Below are 16,398 nucleotides of genomic sequence, written 5' to 3'. Positions count from 1 at the left end.
CAGGCCCGCGATGCGATGTTCGCCGGTGAGCACATCAACGTCACCGAGGACCGGGCGGTGCTGCACACCGCGTTGCGGTTGCCGCGGTCGGCGCGGTTGGTCGTCGACGGGCAGGACGTGGTCGCCGATGTGCACGAGGTGCTCGATGCGATGGGGGAGTTCACCGATCGGGTGCGGGACGGGCGGTGGCGGGGCGCGACCGGGGAGAAGATCACCACGGTGGTCAATATCGGGATCGGTGGGTCGGATCTGGGGCCGGTGATGGTGACGCGGGCGTTGCGGCATTATCACGACGGCCCGCAGGTGCGGTTCGTGTCGAATGTCGATCCGGCGGATCTGACGGGGGTGCTGGCGGGGCTGGATCCGGCGTCGACGTTGTTCGTGGTGGCGTCGAAGACGTTTTCGACGCTCGAGACGTTGTGTAATGCGACGGCGGCGCGGCGGTGGGTGGTGGCGGCGTTGGGTGAGCAGGCGGTGGCGTCGCATTTCGTGGCGGTCTCGACGCATGCGGAGCGGGTGGCGGCGTTCGGGATCGATCCGGTGAACATGTTCGGGTTCTGGGAGTGGGTGGGGGGCCGGTATTCGGTGGATTCGGCGATCGGGTTGTCGGTGATGTGTGCGATCGGGCGGGAGCGGTTCGCCGAGTTGCTGGCGGGGTTCCGGATGGTCGATGAGCATTTCGTGTCGGCGCCGCTCGAGCGCAATGTTCCGGTGTTGTTGGGGTTGTTGGGGGTGTGGTACACGTCGGTGTTGGGGGCGCAGTCGCGGGTGGTGTTGCCGTATGCGAATGATCTGGTGCGGTTTCCGGCGTATCTGCAGCAGTTGACGATGGAGTCGAACGGTAAGTCGGTGCGGGTGGACGGGTCGGCGGTGTCGTGTGCGACGGGGGAGATTTTTTGGGGGGAGCCGGGGACGAACGGGCAGCATGCGTTTTTCCAGTTGTTGCATCAGGGGACGCATCTGGTGCCGGCGGATTTCATCGGGTTCGGGCGGTCGACGGATGATCTGCCGGTGGTCGATGGGTCGGGGTCGATGCATGAGGTGTTGATGGCGAACATGTTTGCGCAGGCGAAGGTGTTGGCGTTCGGGAAGTCGGCGGCGGAGATTCGGGCGGAGGGGGTGGCGGAGGAGTTGGTGGCGCACAAGGTGATGCCGGGGGGTCGTCCGTCGACGACGATTTTGGCGCCGGTGTTGTCACCGTCGTCGTTGGGGCAGTTGATTGCGTTGTATGAGCATGAGGTGTTTGTCGAGGGTGTGGTGTGGGGGATCGATTCGTTCGATCAGTGGGGTGTGGAGTTGGGGAAGGAGCAGGCGTCGGTGTTGGGGCCGGTGTTGGGGGGTGTTGGTGATCCGGGGTCGGGTGATGGGTCGACGGATAATCTGATCCGCACCTACCGCCGCATGGCGAAGGAGGCGTGACCGGTGCCGGCCCTGAAGCTGCTCAAACTCCCCCCGCCCGTCGCGGAGTCCTGGGAGTGGCAGATGCACGCCGGATGCCGCGACGTGGACGGTTCGCTCTTCTTCCATCCCGACAACGAGCGAGGAGAAGCGCGGGAGAACCGCCTCGCCGCTGCGAAACGGGTGTGCGGACAATGCGTCGTTCGCACGCAATGCCTCGAATACGCACTGGACTCGGGTGAGCGGCACGGCATCTGGGGCGGATTGTCCGAAGACGAACGCACCCGGATGCGCCGCGCCGAGCGGCGTAGGCCGATCTCCTAGGGCGCCGGTCACGGGGTCGTCGCGGCGCGCCGGGCACACACATAGCCGGGACTCCGGCAGCGATGCCGGGTATACCTCGTGCCATGCCGACCGATAATCTGCTGTGGCTGGTCCTCGACCTCGCCGGGACTTTTGCATTCGCACTCAACGGAGCGTTGTTGGCGGTGCGCGCCGAGCGACTCGACATCGTCGGCATCGTCACGCTCGGCATGTTCACCGGTCTGGGCGGGGGGACGGTCCGCGACGTGCTCCTCGGCGCTCTGCCTCCGGCAACCTTCCTCGACTGGCGCTACCTGGCGGCCGCAGCGGCAGGCGGCCTCGTCGCCTTCGTGCTCGGCAGCCGACTCGATCGTCTGAACGGCACGATCACCGTGTTCGACGCGATCGGATTGAGCGTGTTCGCGGTGCTGGGCGCCTACAAGGCGCTGGAACTGGGTTTCGGTGTCGTCCAAGCCGTCATCGTGGGGGCCGTCACCGCGGTAGGCGGGGGAACCATCCGGGATGTCATGATCGGTCGCGTACCGACCGTACTTCGAAGTGAACTCTATGCGATTCCGGCGTTGATCGGAGCCGTATTATATGCCGCCGCATACAGTTTCGGATACCAAGGAACACTCGTCGCGCTGGGTGCGGCGGCAGTGTGCTTCGTGATCCGGATGATCGGTGTGCGGTTCGACCTGCACGCGCCGTACCCACCCGGCCGTCGTCAGGGCAAGTGAGTACGGCGCGGTGGCGTCAGTCCTTGTCGAGGAACAGGTCCCACTGGGGATTTTCGCCGCCACCGTAGGCGGACAGGTCGGTCTTGCCTGCTTCGACGAGGACATCCGCGTCGATGAAGCACCGGCCCGTGGTGTCCTTCGCCGGCCGCGACAGGATTTCCACCGCGGCGTCGGCCATGATCTCCGGGCTGCGCGAGGACGACAGGAGCGTGTCACCGTCCGGCATGTGCGCCACCGCCGACGTCGCGATGAACGTCTCGGGCCACAGGCAGTTCGCCGCGACGCCGGCCTCGGCGAATTCGGCTGCGAACCCCAATGTCAGCAAGGACATTCCGTACTTGGACAGGGTGTAGGCCGGGTGTGCGCCGAGCCAGTAGGGATTCATGTTCAGTGGCGGAGAGATGGTGAGTACGTGTCCGTTGGGTGAGTTCCGGAGGTACGGCAGTGCCGCCTTGGTGAGCAGGAACGTGCCGCGGCAGTTGATTTCCTGCATGAGGTCGTACTTCTTGGCCGACAGCTGTTCCGTCGGCTCCGTGGCGATCGCGCTCGCGTTGTTGACGCAGAAGTCGATACCGCCGAAGCGCTCCACGGCAGCTTCGATCGCTTGCGCGACGTCACTCTCCTTGCGCACGTCGCCGACGACCGCGACGGCTTTGCCTCCTGCTGCTTCGATTTCGGCCACGGCCGTGTGGACCGTGCCTTTCAGGCGGGGGTGAGGCTCGGCGGTCTTGGCGAGCAGGACCACGTTGGCGCCCTGCCGGGCCGCTGCGGTGGCGATCGCGAGGCCGATCCCGCGGCTGGCGCCGGAGATGACCATGGTGCGGTCGGTGAGGGCGTTGTGGCTCGACATCGTTCTCCCAGGTCGTATCAGTGAAACCGTTCCGTTCTCAGTGATGATATTGGCATTCTCTTTTTCTGCAAGTAATGTATCCAGCGTGAACGACTTCACCGAAACCTCGTCGGGTATCCCGCTCGAGCCGGTCTACGGACCGGACGACCGGGTTACCGAGCCGCCTGCGCCAGGCAGCTTCCCCTTCACCCGCGGCAACTTCGCCACCGGCTATCGGGGCCGGTTGTGGACGTTCCGCCAATACTCCGGCTTCGGTACCGCGGAGGAATCCAACAGGCGGTACCGCTATCTGCTCGAGCAGGGCGGCACGGGACTGTCGGTGGCGCTCGATCTCCCCACCCAGTGCGGTTACGACTCCGACGACCCGGAGGTCGGTGAGGAAGTGGGCCGCGTCGGCGTGGCCGTCGACACGCTCGCCGATGCCGAGATTCTTTTCGAGGACATTCCCCTCGACAAGATCAGTACGAGTTTCACCATCAACGGAACGGCCGCCATTCTGCTGGCGTTCTACGTCGCTGCCGCCGAGCGCAAGGGGGTGCCGCGGGAGAAGCTCACCGGCACCATCCAGAACGACATCCTCAAGGAATACGCATCGCGCGGAACGTGGATCTGGCCGCCCGAACCGTCGCTGCGGCTCATCGCCGACACCATCGAGTTCTGTGCGGCGGAAGTTCCCCGCTTCAACGCGATCTCGGTGGCGGGTGCGCACTTCCGTGACGCGGGCGCCAACGCGGTGCAGGAGATGGCGTTCACCCTCGCGGACGGCGTGACCTATTGCGACACCGTCCTCGAGCGCGGCCGGATGACCATCGAGCAGTTCGCCCCGCAGATCTCTTTCTTCTTCTACACCCACGGTGACTTCTTCGAGGAGATCGCCAAGTACCGCGCCGGACGCCGGCGTTGGGCAACGATCGTCCGCGAACGTTACGGCGCGACCACCGACAAGGCGTCGATGTTCCGCTTCGGCTGCGTGGCCGGTGGCGCGTCGCTCTATGCGCCGCAGGCCCAGAACAACCTGGTGCGGGTCGCCTACGAATCCATGGCCTCGGTACTCGGCGGCGTGCAGTCGATGTTCACCGCGGCGTGGGACGAACCTTTCGCCCTGCCCAGTGAGGAATCCGCGACCCTGGCGCTGCGCACACAGCAGATCCTCGCGTACGAGACCGGCGTGACGCGCGTGGCCGACCCGCTGGGCGGTTCGTACTTCGTCGAAGCCCTCACCGACGCGACCGAAGAACGCATCATCGAGATCATGGCTGATCTCGAGGCGCACGGCGGCATGGTCCGGGCCATCGAAGACGGCTACCTGCAGGGTCTGATCGCGGACGAGGCGTACAAGACCCACAAGGAGATCGAGGGCGGTGAGCGTCCCGTGGTCGGTGTCAACAAGTTCGTCTCCGACGAACCGGCACCGGAGATTTCGACGTACGAACTCGATGCCATGGGCCGCGAGATGCAGCTCGAGCGTCTCGCGAAAGTGAAGGCGGAACGCGACTCCGAGGCCGTACGCACCACGCTCGCCGAACTGTCCCGCGCCGCGGAAGGAACCGAGAATCTGATGCACCGTTTGATCGACTGCGCCAACGCGTATTGCACTGTCGGAGAGATGGTTTCCGCGCTCAAGAACGTCTGGGGCGAGTTCCGTCAGCCGGTGGTGTTCTGATGAGCGCCCGTATTCTTGTCGCCAAGCCCGGTCTCGACGGCCACGATCGCGGTGCCAAGATCGTCGCCCGCGCCCTCCGCGACGCCGGATTCGAAGTGATCTACACCGGAATCCGCCAGAAGGTCGAAGACATCGTCTCCATCGCGGTGCAGGAAGACGTGGCGGTGGTCGGCCTCAGCATCCTTTCGGGAGCACACGTCGCACTCACCACCAAGGTGATCGAGGAACTGCGTGCGGCCGACGCCGGCGACATCGACGTGATCGTCGGCGGCACGATTCCGCAGAGCGACGTGCCCAAGCTTCTCGCCGCCGGCGCGGCAGCGGTGTGCCCCACGAGCACTCCGCTGGACGTCCTCGTCGAAGAGGTTCGGAAACTGACGGGCACGGCCGCGCCGCTGTGACCACGCGCGGCACTCACACAATCGGGTTCGGAAAGCTGGAGGAATCGTGCGTATCGGAGTGATGGTCGGCCCGGAACAGGGCGACACGGCCCGCAAGGTCGACCGCATGCTGAAAGACGTCGAATGGGCGGAAGCCGCAGGCTTCGACACGGTATGGGTACCGCAGATTCCCACCGACTTCGACGCGCTCACCGCGGTCGCGCTGATGGGCACGAGGACCAGCCGCATCGAAATCGGCACGGCGGTCGTACCGCTCCAGGCTCAGCATCCGATCGCGTTGGCGCGTCAGTCGCTGTCCACCCATGCCGCTCTCGGCGGACGGCTCGCCTTGGGTGTGGGGCCGTCGCACCACTGGATCGTGCAGGACATGCTCGGACTCCCGTACGACAAGCCGGCCAAGCTCACCCGCGACTATCTCGAGGTTCTCAACGCGGCCCAGCACGGACCAGGGTCGGTGGATGTCGAGAACGACACGTTCACCGTGCACAACCCACTCGACATCGCACCGGTCGCACCGATGCCGATCCTGGTGGCTGCTCTGGGACCGGTGATGCTCCGGATCGCGGGCGAACACACCGACGGCACGATCTTGTGGATGGCCGACGAGCGCGCGATCGGCGAGCACGTCGTGCCTCGTATCACCAAGGCCGCCGCCGAAGCAGGGCGTCCGGCGCCGCGGGTCGTCGCCGGTGTTCCGGTGTGCCTGTGCGCGCCGGACGAGGTGGACATCGCCCGCGAGCGCGCCAACCGCATCCTCGCGGAGGCGGAGATCTCGCCGAACTACCAGCGTCTGCTCGAACAGGGTGAGGCGAAGGACATCGGCGAGATGGCGATCGTGGGAGACGAAGAGGCGATTCTCGCCGGATTCCGCCGCTACCGTGACGCCGGGGTCACCGACTTGTCGATGCGTTTGCTGCCGATCGGCAACACCCGCGACGAACTGGTCGCGTCGAAGTACCGCACGCGCGAGGTGGTCGCCGAGCTCGCCAAGGAATTGCGGTGACCGAGGAAGATCGGAATGTGGGCCCCCTCGCGGGTATCCGCATCCTCGAGGTCGGACACATCCTCGCGGGCCCCTACGCCACGATGATGCTCGCGGACCTCGGTGCCGAGGTCACGAAGATCGAACCGCCCACCGGCGATCTCTCCCGCCAGGTGAGCGACGCGTACTTCGCGAGCCTCAACCGCGGCAAGCGCAGTATCTGCCTGGACCTCTCGTCCGACGAGGGCCAGCGAAAACTCGGCGAACTCGCGGCCGGAGCGCACGCCTTGCTGGTCAATCTCAAGCCCTCCGCGATCCGCAGGTTCGGGCTGACCTACGAGGCGCTGCGCTCCCACAACGACAAGATCGTGTGTGTCGCGCTCACCGGATACGGCCTGAACTCCGGGGACGACCCCGCCTTCGACTATGTCATCCAGGCTGTCACCGGCGTCGCGTCCCTGACGGGCGATCCGGACGGGCCGCCCACCCTGCCCGGTTATTCGGCGGCCGACAACTCGACGGGGCTGACCGCCGCGCTGGGCCTGCTTGCCCAGATCGTGTCCGGGCGTGGTGGGCAACTCGACGTCTCGTTGCGTGACGTGATGCTTTCGCAGCTCAACTACCGCGCATCCGCGTACCTCAACGAGGGCACCGAGCCGAAGCGCATGCCGAACGGTGCCCATTCGTATTACGTGCCGGCACAGCTGTTCCCGACGTCCGACGGGACTCTGGCGCTGTTCATCACGCACGACGGTTTTTGGAGGGTATTCGCCGCAGAGGCCGGTATCGCGGGATTCGAGACGATGGCCGAGCGTGCGAGTCGTCGCGACGAGGTGCTCGAGGTCGTCACGGCGGTGCTCGCTCGCGACACGGCGTCGGGCTGGGAGCAGCGGCTTCGTCCGCTCGGCGTCCCGGCCGCCGCGGTGCGCTCACTGCCCGACGCGCTCGAGGCGACCCCGGAGGCGATCGTCACCGCGGGTGATTTTCGCCTGGTGGGCAGCCCGATCCGTGTGGAAGGGTACGAGCCGCGATACGGCGCGCCGCCTCGTCTCGGTGAGCACGACGAAGTGCCCACATCGTCGGTCTGACATCTGCTCGCCGAAAAGTGATCTGCCCGGGAAACTTCCCGGGCAGATCACTTTTCGGCGAGCAGATCGGTGTCGCTACTCGTACCGCACCTTGATGTCGTTGCTGTCGGGGACCGCCTGGCACGTGAGGATGTAACCGTCGGCGATCTCGTCGTCGCTGAGAGCGTCGTTCACGCGCATCGTCGCGCTGCCGTCGACGATCTTGGCGATGCAGGTCGCGCAGTTGCCGGCCTCGCAGGAGAACGGCGGTGCCAGACCGGCGCGCCGGGCGCTTTCGAGGAGAGTCTCTCCGGGGTGGCGCGGTACCGAAACCCGCTTGCTTCCCAGGCGGATCGACACCGTGCCGGTTATCTCCGCAGGCTGTGCCACGGCTGTTTCGGCAACGGCTGTTTCGGCGACAGGCACGTCTGCGACCTGAATGGGTTCGGCTGCGCTTCCGAATCGCTCGCTGTAGACCTGGCCGCTCCCGCTCAGCGCACTTTCGATCATGTCCATGAACGCTTCCGGGCCGCACAGGTAACTGTCGGCGCCGGTGTCGGCACCGACGAACGCTGCGACGGCGGCGGGATCCAGCAGTCCGCTCTCGTCGTCGTAGTGCCGGACGGCCTCGAGCCGGCCCGGGTACTCGGCCGCGAGGTCGGCAACGACCGTTTCGAAGATCGCGGACGCCCGGTCGCGGTCGGCGATGAGCAGGCGCACCCGGCGGTCGGTCGACGCGAGGGCACTCTTGGCGAGCGACAGGATCGGTGTGATGCCGCTACCGCCCGCGAATCCGAGTACCGCGCCCTCGGCTGGGCGCAACAGGAAAGTGCCAGCGGGACGGGTGATTTCGACTTTGTCTCCTTCCGAGATGTTGTCGTGGAGCCAGTTCGAGACCGACCCGCCGGGTACCCGCTTGATGGTGATCATCATTTCGGAGTCGGTTTCGGGGGCGCTCGACATCGAATACGACCGGTACAGGTCTGTCCCGTCGACCGTCACTTTGAAGGTGCAGAACTGCCCCGATCGATAGGTGAAGGGCCCGTCGTCGGGGGCGAGCACGTAGGTGCGCGCGTCGTCCGTCTCCTTCACGATCCGGGTCACGGTCGCGCGCTGAAACAGTGGTGGTCTCGCCATGGACCGTCTCCTCCTGGTATTAGTATTCTGCTAAGTGGAGAGTACTATTCTCACTCATGAGAGGGAAACCTCTCGACCTGAATCCCATACGCGAGAGAGCCCAATGACAGAGCCTGCCGTGCTGGCATTCGAAGATCGCGAGTTCACCCTCGCCGATCTCGACTCGTGCGCCGACGGCATTGCCCACCGCCTCCGCGCACACGACGTCGGGATCGGTGACCGGGTCGCGCTCATGTCGTCGAACCGTCCCGAGTTCGTGGCAGCGGTGCAGGCCGTCTGGCGACTCGGTGCCGTGGTGGTGCTCATGAGCCCGTCCTGGAAGCGCACCGAGGTGGACCACGCGTTCGGCCTCACCGCTCCGGTTGCGGCGGTGGGAGACAGCCCGGTCCTTGCCGAAGCCGTCGCCGGCCAGGACGTTCCCGTCCCGATGCTGCATCTCGACGAGCTGCATCCCGGCGAATCCGGCTCGACCGACGTCCCGTCCGGTTTCACCTTCCCGCGCGTGGACCGGGAATCGGACGCGGTGCTCGTGTTCAGCTCGGGCACCACCGGCCTGCCCAAAGCCGTCAGGCACACCCACGCCTCCTTCGGCGCCGCCGTGGCGCACTGGCGGGATGCCCTCGCACTCACGCCGGCCGACCGGATCCAGATCGTCACCCCGCCGTCGCACATCCTCGGACTGCTCAACATCGCCACGGCCCTCGAAGCCGGTGCCTGGATGCGGCTGCATCACCGGTTCGACCTCGAAACCATGTTGCGGCACATCGAGCGGGACCGGATCACCGTCGAGATGGCCGTCGCACCCATCGCCATGGCCATCGCGTCGTATCCCGGCCTCGAGTCCCTGGACCTGTCCTCGCTCCGATACATCATGTGGGGCGCCACCCCCGTGACCCCGAGCATCGCAGAGACGGTCACGCGCCGCACCGGCGTGCCGTGGGTGCCCGCCTACGGAGCGAGCGAGATACCCGTGATCGCGTGCAACCCGATCGACGGCGGACGGCTCGACAGCGTGGGTCGCGCGGTTCCCGGCGTGGAACTGCGTGTGGTGTCGCTCGACACCGGCGAACCGGTCAGCCCCGGTGAGCGCGGTGAGATCCAGGTGAAATCGCGGTCGCTCATGGCCGGATACCTGCCCGCCGACGCGACCGCCGACGCCTTCACCGACGGCTGGTATCGGACGGGCGACGTCGGATCCGTCGACGAAGCCGGATGGATCCGCATCACCGACCGATCCAAAGAGATGATCAAGGTCAACGGTTTTCAGGTCGCGCCCGCCGAAGTCGAGGCGGTCCTGCACGGACACCCGGCCGTCGCCGACTGCGCCGTGTTCGGCGTCGCCGACGAGGCCGCGGGTGAAGCGGTGGTCGCGGCGGTCACCCCCTGCGCCGGCGCGACGATCGACTCCGGCGAAATCATCGGCTACGTCGCCGAGCGACTCGCCTCCTACAAGCGCCCCAGCCGTGTGGTCCTTGTCCCCGAAATTCCCCGCTTGCCCTCCGGCAAGGTGTTGCGCCGACTACTCGAGGAGCGCCATGGACGTACGTCTGACGAATGAACAACAGCAGTTGCGAGATGCTGCCGCCAGGCTGGCCGACGACCTGGGACCGGGCTCGGTCCAGGACCTCGACGACGCGGCACGGCTCGCACGACTGGAGAAGACCGTGGACTCCACGGGCTGGCGCTCGCTGCGCTCCGACGGCGCCTCCGGGGTCGAAGTGGCCATCGTCGCGGAGGAATTCGGACGCGGTCTCGTCGACGTTCCGTTCCTCGGGCCGGTCCTCGCGGACGACCTGCGCCGCCACGTCGCCGAGGATCAGCAGACGTGGGCGATCGCGGTCGGTGAGGACGCGTTCGACACCCGCGGTCTGAAGCAAGCACTGGTGGTGCGCGACGCCGAGGTGCTCTCCGCCGAGATCGGCGAAACCGCTTCCGGCGCCGACCTCACCCGCGCGTTCGCCACACTCGGCGCGCCCTGCACGCCGATCGGGACCGTGGACGCGGAGCACATCGAGCGGGGATACGCCCTCGCTCTGGTCGCGACGTGCGCCGATCTCGTCGGAACGTCGCGAGGGGCGCAGAGCGTCGCGGTCGAGTACGCCAAGATCCGCGAGCAGTACGGCAAGGCGATCGGGTCGTACCAGGCCGTCGCGCACCTGCTCGCCGAAAGCCAAGCGCTGATCGAGGGATCGATCAGCGTACTGCGGCACGCGGCCTGGGCCGTCGACGAACTCGCGCCGGACGAAGCAGTGCGCGCCGCGCGCATCGCGAAGATCTACTGCGCGCGTGCGGCACGGACCGTCTGCGAGACCGCCGTCCAAGTGCACGGCGGCATCGGTAACACCTGGGAGTGCATCGAGCACGTCTATCTGCGGCGGGCGCTGACGTCCACCGAACTGTTCCCCGTGAGCCTGGAGGAGATCGACCTTGGACTTTCGTGACTCGCCGGACGAAGCAGCTTTCCGCGAACGCCTGCGCACCTGGCTCGCCGGTGTAGCCGGTACGTTCCCCACCTCGGGCGACGAATACTGGGCGCGCCAGGGTGAATGGCATCAGGCTCTGTACGGAGCCGGATTCTTCGGATTGTCCTGGCCCGAAAAGCACGGCGGGCAGGATCTGCCGCCGGTCTACGACGTGATCCTCGACGAGGAACTGGCCATCGCGGGCGCTCCGCCGCGTCCCAGCCTGGGCTACCTCGTCGTCGGGCTCGGACATCACGGCAGCGAAGAACTCTGCGACCGGTTCCTTCCGGGCATGATCAACGGCACCGAGCGCTGGTGCCAAGGATTCAGCGAGCCCGGCGCCGGCTCCGACCTCGCGTCGCTCACCACGACGGCGACGCAGGACGGAGACGAGTACGTCCTGCACGGCCACAAGGTCTGGACGAGCTATTCCGATGTGGCCGACTGGTGCCTGCTGCTTGCTCGCACCGACCCGAATGCGCCTCGCCACAAGGGTATTTCCGCGTTCATCGTGGACATGCACCAGGACGGGATCGAGCAGCGACCCCTGAAGATGATCAGCGGGGTCACCAAGGAGTTCGGCCAGGTGCTCTTCGACGGTGCGAGGGTGCCCGCCGACCGGATGGTCGGTGCGCCCGGTGAAGGGTGGCGCGTCGCGATGACGGTCGTCGGCCACGAACGCGAACCGTCCACCCTCGGTTTCGCCGCGCGCTACGGCAAGCTCGTGCGCCAGCTCGCCGCGCGGGTCGACGGCAGGCCGCCGGAGGATCTGGCTTGGGCCGCAGTGCAATCGGAGATGTTGCGTCTGCACGTCCGCCGCCGGTTGTCCGAACAGCTCGACGGCGTGTCGCACGGGTCGGAGGGCTCGCTCGACAAGCTGCTCATGACGTGGGTCGACCAGTCGGTCGGGCACGCGGCGCTGTCCGTGGCCGGGACGCGCGACCCCGAACTGCTGGGCTCGTACATGTACAGCCGGGCGCAGAGCGTCATGGGCGGCACGTCCCAGATCCAGAAGAACATCATCGCTTCACGCATCCTCGGATTGGGGGTCTGACATGTACGACATGCCCGACGAGATCGACGTCAAGGCCGACGGCTCCCTGCGGATCATCACGCTCAACCGGCCCGACGACCTCAACGCCGTCAACGATCCGCTGCACGAGGGCCTGGCCCGGTTGTGGCCACGGCTGGCAGCCGATCGCGAGGCACGTGCCGCGGTGATCACCGGCGCGGGCCGCGCATTCTCGGCAGGCGGCGACTTCGCCTACCTTGCCGAACTGGCGCGCGATGCGGACCTGCGGGCGAAGACCATCGCCGACGGCCGTGAGATCGTCCTCGGTATGGCGCGGTGCCGCGTGCCGGTGGTCGCGGCGGTCAACGGCCCGGCCGTGGGGCTGGGCTGCAGCCTGGTGGCGCTGAGCGACATGGTCTACATGGCCGAGAAGTCGTACCTGGCCGATCCTCACGTGCAGGTCGGTCTCGTCGCCGCGGACGGCGGTCCCTTGACATGGCCGTTGCAGATCAGCTTGTTGCAGGCCAAGGAGTTCGCGTTCACCGGCCAGAGGATTTCCGCCCAGCGGGCCTGCGAACTGGGATTGGCGAACCACGTCGTCGAGGATCCGCTGACCGAGGCGCTCGCATGCGCCAAGCGCATCTCCGAACAGCCTCAGAAGGCGATCGAGGCGACGAAGCGACTCCTCAACATCCACCTCGAGCGTGCGGTGCTCGCGACACTCGACTACGCGATGAGCGCGGAGGAGATGACGTTCCAGAGCGAGGACTTCCAGGCCAACATCGCAAGGTTGACTGCCGGCAAGTCCTGATCCGGCGAGCTACGAGACGGGCTCCGGGACCGAGCATCCGGGGTCCGTCTCGATGCGTCTATTATCGCCGAACCCGGAACTACAAGGAGATCAACAATGCCGGTTGCCGACCGAGGTGCTTCTTGATCGACCGCCTGCGTTCGCTACCTGGATTCCACCCCGACCTCCGCTGGACAGCGCTGCTCGCGCCGCGCAGGACGGTCACCCCCAGGTCGCTGCGGGTGTTGCGCACTCTGACCCGCGCGATCCGCGGCCGCGACCCGGATGTCTATGTGCTCGAACCCGGAGTCGCGGTCCGTTGGTTCCGGCCGTCGTCGGCGCGCGCCGACGAGCGCACGCCGGCGTTGCTGTGGATTCACGGCGGTGGATACGTGTTCGGCCGGGCGGCCCAGGACGACGCGCTGTGCCGGCGCTTCGCGGAAGAACTCGGCATCACGGTGGCGTCGGTGGAGTACCGGCTTGCACCGGAGCATGCGTACCCGGTGCCGGTGGAGGACTGCGACCGGATCTACGAGTGGCTCACGCGGCGACCGGATGTGGACACCTCACGATTGGCGATCGGCGGCGCGAGTGCCGGTGGGGGACTGGCGGCCGCGCTGGCCTTCCGCATCCGCGGCCGTGAGATTCCGACCCCGGCATTCCAGTTGCTGGTCTACCCGATGCTCGACGACCGCACGGACTCGGGCCCGCGGCACACCCGCATGTGGGACGCGACCTCGAACCGGTTCGGCTGGGAGAGCTACCTCGGCGCGGCCGACCGGGACGAAGCGGTTCCGGCGCGACGTGACGACCTGGGGGATCTCCCCCCCGCCTGGATCGGTGTGGGATCACACGATCTGTTCTTTGCCGAAAATCGTGCATACGCCGATCGATTGTCGTCGGCGGGTGTTCCGTGCGGCTTCCACATCGTCGACGGGGCGTTCCACGGATTCGATTCGGTGGCGTCGAGGACGCGTGTCGCGCAGGGGTTCTTCGACGAGCAGTGCGCGGTGCTGGCAGGCGCGCTGGGTGTGCGTCACTCGCGTGGAGTGTTCGGGGACGCATGACGGCGAGAGCGGAGACGCATTGCGTCCCCGCCCGTCGCAGGAGGATACGACGATCCTCGTAGTGTGGTCGCCGGTCAGCTCGCGGTCTTGGTGTGCTCGGACTGCAGCTGCATGATGCGCATCTTCGGGATGGGCCCGTAGCTCAGCGAATCCGACATGTTCAGTTGCTTCGCGGCGGCAGCGGCATGGACGTTGTCCTTGGCCGTCTGCGGGTCACCCTCGAGTTCGTAGAGCGTGACCGAAGGGCCGCCGTCCGCGTCTGCGGGAGCAAGCCGGATGGCGCCGACGAATCCGTCGAGTGCCACCACCTCGGGGATGTGGACCTCGTCGTACCACCTGTTGAATTCGTCCAGGCGGTCCGGATGAGAAGGATGCGATTCGACGAGCAGATAGTTCTTCATGCGTGCACTCTCCGTGAGAAACGTTGGTAAATAAGAAAACTCAGACCCGTACGACCCAGCCGCCGTCGATGTTGAGAGTGTGGCCGGTTACCCAGTCGCTGCCCGACGACACCAGATACAGCAGGCCGGGAATCAGTTCCTCCGGTTCGCCGAAGGGGAAGGGAATGGCGTTCTTCACCATCTCCTTGAGTTCGGGTGGTGAGGCGATCGAGCCGGCTTCGGTGTTGACCATTCCCGGCGCGATGGCGTTCACGCGGATGCCGAACGGCGCCAACTCGCGTGCCAGCGACACCGTCATGCTCACGAGCCCGAGCTTGGTGATGCCGTAGGCCTGGGCGGCCATGAAGGCACCGCTCGACGACTGGTTCACGATCTTGCCGTAGCCACGCTCCTTCATGTACGGCACCACGGCGCGGCTGCACAGAAGCGGCCCGGTGAGGTTGACGGCGAGCGTGCGGTTCCAGAGGTCGATGTCCATGGTGGTCAGCGAGCCCTCGCCGACCACCTCGGCCATCAACCCGGCATTGTTCACGAGAATGTCGACGGACCCGAATCGGCCGGCCGCCGTGGCGGCCATCTCGGTCGTGCTCGCTTCGTCCCGGACGTCGACGGCCACGGCGAGCGCGCGGTGCCCTTCGGCGGTCAGTTCGTCGGCAGCGGCCGTGGCCGAATCGATGTTGACGTCGGCCAGCACCACGGCTGCACCGGCTTCGGCGAGGCCACGGGAGTACGCTCGGCCGATTCCGCCTCCGGCGCCGGTGACGATGGCGACCTTGCCGTCGAGCTGTGGAGCATCTGTCATGCCTGTTCCTTGTCGGTCGGTGCGCGCGTGCCTACGAGTTGGTGAGCTCGTAGCGTCGGCGGTACTCGGTCTTGGAGGTCTCACTGATGTCGTGGTCGGTCGCCCGGGCACGAAGAGCACCGACGGTTGCCTGCTCACGGGGAATGTGCGCGAACGGATCCCAGTCGAAGAACCGGGCAGCATTTCCGAAGGTGATCTTGTCGATCTCCTCGTCGGTGCACTGCGCCCTGTCCAGTTCGGTCTTCAGCACTTCCGGCGAGTTCGGCCAGGTCGAATCCGAATGCGGGTAGTCGCATTCCCACGCGATGGTGTCGATACCCAGGTGGTCGCGGTTGTTCAGACCGCTCGGCTCGGTGATGTAACAGGCGAGGAAGTTCTTGCGCCACACGTCCGTCGGCGTCTTGCCATCGGGCAGGAAGCTCGCTCCCGTCCAGGACTGGTTGACGATGTGCCGCTCGAGCCGGTCGAGCCACGGCGCGACCCAGCCCACACCGCCCTCGCTCATGGCGACCTTCAGGGTCGGGAATTTTCGGAAGGCCCCGCTGAGCATGATGTCGGTGGCTGCGATGGTGGAGATGAGCGGCGTCAGCATCAACATGTCGTCGATGTTGAAGCCTTCGGGCCGCTTGACCAGGTTGATACCGCCGCCGATGTGCAGACTGAGCACGATGTTGTTGTCGACGCAGGCCTTGAAGATCGGGTCCCAGTAGCCGGACTTGAAGTCCGGGTAACCCTCGCCGACACCGTAGGGGGTTTCGGGGATGCTGATCGAGCGGCAGCCCATGGCGGCGAGCCGCTGGATCTCCTTGACGGATTCGTCGACGTCGAAGAAGGGGATGATGCCGAGCGGGATGAACCGTCCGGGGTGCGCGTTGGGTACTTCACCGACCACCCAGTCGTTGAACGCCTTGCACGCGGCGAGGGACAGCTTCTTGTCGGGAAGGCTGGCCAGGTGGGTGCCGGCGAAGCCGGGGAAGGTCGCGAACAGCGTTGCGGCGAGGGTGCCGTTGGCGTCCATGTCGCGGACGCGCATGTCCATGTCGTAGACGCCGGGCCGCATCTCGGCGTATCCGGTGGGGTCCATGCCCCATTCGCTCTTGGGCCAGGAGACGACGGCGTTGAGGCCGGAGCTTCCCACGACCGTGTCCTGGAACAGCCAGGCCTGCACGTTGGGATTGCGCGGATGGGCGGTCAGGCGCGGTGCCTGGTCCATCAGGCTCTTGGGGAAATACTTTTCGAAGATGTCAGCCGGTTCCACGACGTGGTCGTCGATGCTGATCATCACCATATCGTCGAGATTCATCGGATTCCTCTTTCGTTACC

The 16,398-nt window shown here is 66.3% G+C and carries 17 protein-coding genes; 12 read left to right on the top strand and 5 right to left on the bottom strand.

Translation table 11 applies throughout. The features are described from left to right. The 3 genes from pgi to RDCOP1_RS20990 all read left to right on the top strand — a co-directional run. The coding region (gene pgi / locus RDCOP1_RS21000; RefSeq protein ID WP_072705334.1) for a glucose-6-phosphate isomerase at positions 1-1,419 on the top strand (1,419 nt) is incomplete at its 5' end. A 3-nt stretch (positions 1,420-1,422) separates the two neighbouring features. Then, positions 1,423-1,722 carry a WhiB family transcriptional regulator gene (locus RDCOP1_RS20995; protein WP_072705318.1) on the top strand — a complete coding sequence of 100 codons (300 nt, stop codon included), beginning with the start codon at positions 1,423-1,425 and terminating at the stop codon, positions 1,720-1,722. 83 nt (positions 1,723-1,805) lie between these two features. Next, complete coding sequence (locus RDCOP1_RS20990; protein ID WP_072705315.1) at positions 1,806-2,441, top strand: trimeric intracellular cation channel family protein; 636 nt, start codon at positions 1,806-1,808, stop codon at positions 2,439-2,441. Positions 2,442-2,457: 16 nt separating this feature from the next. On the opposite strand, the gene RDCOP1_RS20985 is transcribed toward RDCOP1_RS20990, so the two are convergent. Beyond that, positions 2,458-3,291, bottom strand: coding sequence for an SDR family oxidoreductase (locus RDCOP1_RS20985; RefSeq protein ID WP_072705312.1), 834 nt, complete (start codon positions 3,289-3,291; stop codon positions 2,458-2,460). A gap of 85 nt (positions 3,292-3,376) precedes the next feature. Between RDCOP1_RS20985 and RDCOP1_RS20980 the strand changes: the two genes are divergently transcribed. From RDCOP1_RS20980 to RDCOP1_RS20965, 4 genes are read left to right on the top strand one after another with little or no spacing between them, the layout of a single operon-like run. After that, positions 3,377-4,954 carry a methylmalonyl-CoA mutase family protein gene (locus tag RDCOP1_RS20980; protein ID WP_084722749.1) on the top strand — a complete coding sequence of 526 codons (1,578 nt, stop codon included), beginning with the start codon at positions 3,377-3,379 and terminating at the stop codon, positions 4,952-4,954. After that, positions 4,954-5,355: a cobalamin B12-binding domain-containing protein gene (locus tag RDCOP1_RS20975; protein ID WP_072705305.1), complete on the top strand. Its 402-nt coding sequence runs from the start codon at positions 4,954-4,956 to the stop codon at positions 5,353-5,355. Before RDCOP1_RS20980 ends, RDCOP1_RS20975 begins: the two co-directional genes overlap by 1 nt. A gap of 46 nt (positions 5,356-5,401) precedes the next feature. Beyond that, positions 5,402-6,358, top strand: a complete 957-nt coding sequence (locus RDCOP1_RS20970; RefSeq protein WP_072705303.1) for an LLM class F420-dependent oxidoreductase — start codon at positions 5,402-5,404, stop codon at positions 6,356-6,358. After that, entirely contained in the window at positions 6,355-7,425 is a 1,071-nt protein-coding gene (locus tag RDCOP1_RS20965) for a CaiB/BaiF CoA transferase family protein (RefSeq protein WP_072705300.1), read from the top strand. Before RDCOP1_RS20970 ends, RDCOP1_RS20965 begins: the two co-directional genes overlap by 4 nt. Before the next feature lie 75 nt (positions 7,426-7,500). On the opposite strand, the gene RDCOP1_RS20960 is transcribed toward RDCOP1_RS20965, so the two are convergent. Next, the gene (locus tag RDCOP1_RS20960) at positions 7,501-8,541 is read right to left on the bottom strand and encodes a ferredoxin--NADP reductase (RefSeq protein WP_072705298.1); all 1,041 of its coding nucleotides are present in this window, start codon (positions 8,539-8,541) and stop codon (positions 7,501-7,503) included. A 103-nt stretch (positions 8,542-8,644) separates the two neighbouring features. Between RDCOP1_RS20960 and RDCOP1_RS20955 the strand changes: the two genes are divergently transcribed. From RDCOP1_RS20955 to RDCOP1_RS20935, 5 genes are all read left to right on the top strand, one after another. Continuing rightward, positions 8,645-10,099 carry a class I adenylate-forming enzyme family protein gene (locus RDCOP1_RS20955; RefSeq protein WP_072705294.1) on the top strand — a complete coding sequence of 485 codons (1,455 nt, stop codon included), beginning with the start codon at positions 8,645-8,647 and terminating at the stop codon, positions 10,097-10,099. Then, entirely contained in the window at positions 10,077-10,982 is a 906-nt protein-coding gene (locus RDCOP1_RS20950; RefSeq protein WP_072705291.1) for an acyl-CoA dehydrogenase family protein, read from the top strand. The genes RDCOP1_RS20955 and RDCOP1_RS20950 overlap by 23 nt, the downstream gene beginning before the upstream one ends. After that, positions 10,969-12,057, top strand: a complete 1,089-nt coding sequence (locus RDCOP1_RS20945) for an acyl-CoA dehydrogenase family protein (protein ID WP_072705288.1) — start codon at positions 10,969-10,971, stop codon at positions 12,055-12,057. Before RDCOP1_RS20950 ends, RDCOP1_RS20945 begins: the two co-directional genes overlap by 14 nt. Position 12,058: 1 nt before the next feature. Next, positions 12,059-12,826 (top strand): enoyl-CoA hydratase/isomerase family protein, encoded by a 768-nt coding sequence (locus RDCOP1_RS20940; protein ID WP_072705285.1) that lies wholly within the window; start codon positions 12,059-12,061, stop codon positions 12,824-12,826. 122 nt (positions 12,827-12,948) lie between these two features. Beyond that, the gene (locus RDCOP1_RS20935) at positions 12,949-13,872 is read left to right on the top strand and encodes an alpha/beta hydrolase (protein ID WP_084722748.1); all 924 of its coding nucleotides are present in this window, start codon (positions 12,949-12,951) and stop codon (positions 13,870-13,872) included. 74 nt (positions 13,873-13,946) lie between these two features. Here the strand turns inward: RDCOP1_RS20935 and RDCOP1_RS20930 are convergent, their stop codons facing one another. Genes RDCOP1_RS20930 through RDCOP1_RS20920 form a run of 3 tightly spaced genes read right to left on the bottom strand, consistent with a single transcriptional unit; the run spans position 13,947 to position 16,378 of the window. Beyond that, complete coding sequence (locus tag RDCOP1_RS20930; protein ID WP_072705282.1) at positions 13,947-14,273, bottom strand: DUF4286 family protein; 327 nt, start codon at positions 14,271-14,273, stop codon at positions 13,947-13,949. Positions 14,274-14,313: 40 nt separating this feature from the next. Next, the gene (locus RDCOP1_RS20925; protein WP_072705279.1) at positions 14,314-15,075 is read right to left on the bottom strand and encodes an SDR family oxidoreductase; all 762 of its coding nucleotides are present in this window, start codon (positions 15,073-15,075) and stop codon (positions 14,314-14,316) included. A 31-nt stretch (positions 15,076-15,106) separates the two neighbouring features. Beyond that, a complete protein-coding gene (locus RDCOP1_RS20920; protein WP_072705276.1) occupies positions 15,107-16,378 on the bottom strand; it encodes an amidohydrolase family protein in 1,272 nt (423 codons plus the stop codon). Positions 16,379-16,398 lie beyond the last annotated feature (20 nt).

Source organism: Rhodococcus coprophilus NBRC 100603 (genome assembly GCF_001895045.1).
GTDB classification, from domain to species: domain Bacteria; phylum Actinomycetota; class Actinomycetes; order Mycobacteriales; family Mycobacteriaceae; genus Rhodococcus; species Rhodococcus coprophilus.
The sequence above is the reverse complement of the archived record's forward strand: the minus strand, read 5'-3'. Positions and strand labels throughout refer to the sequence as shown.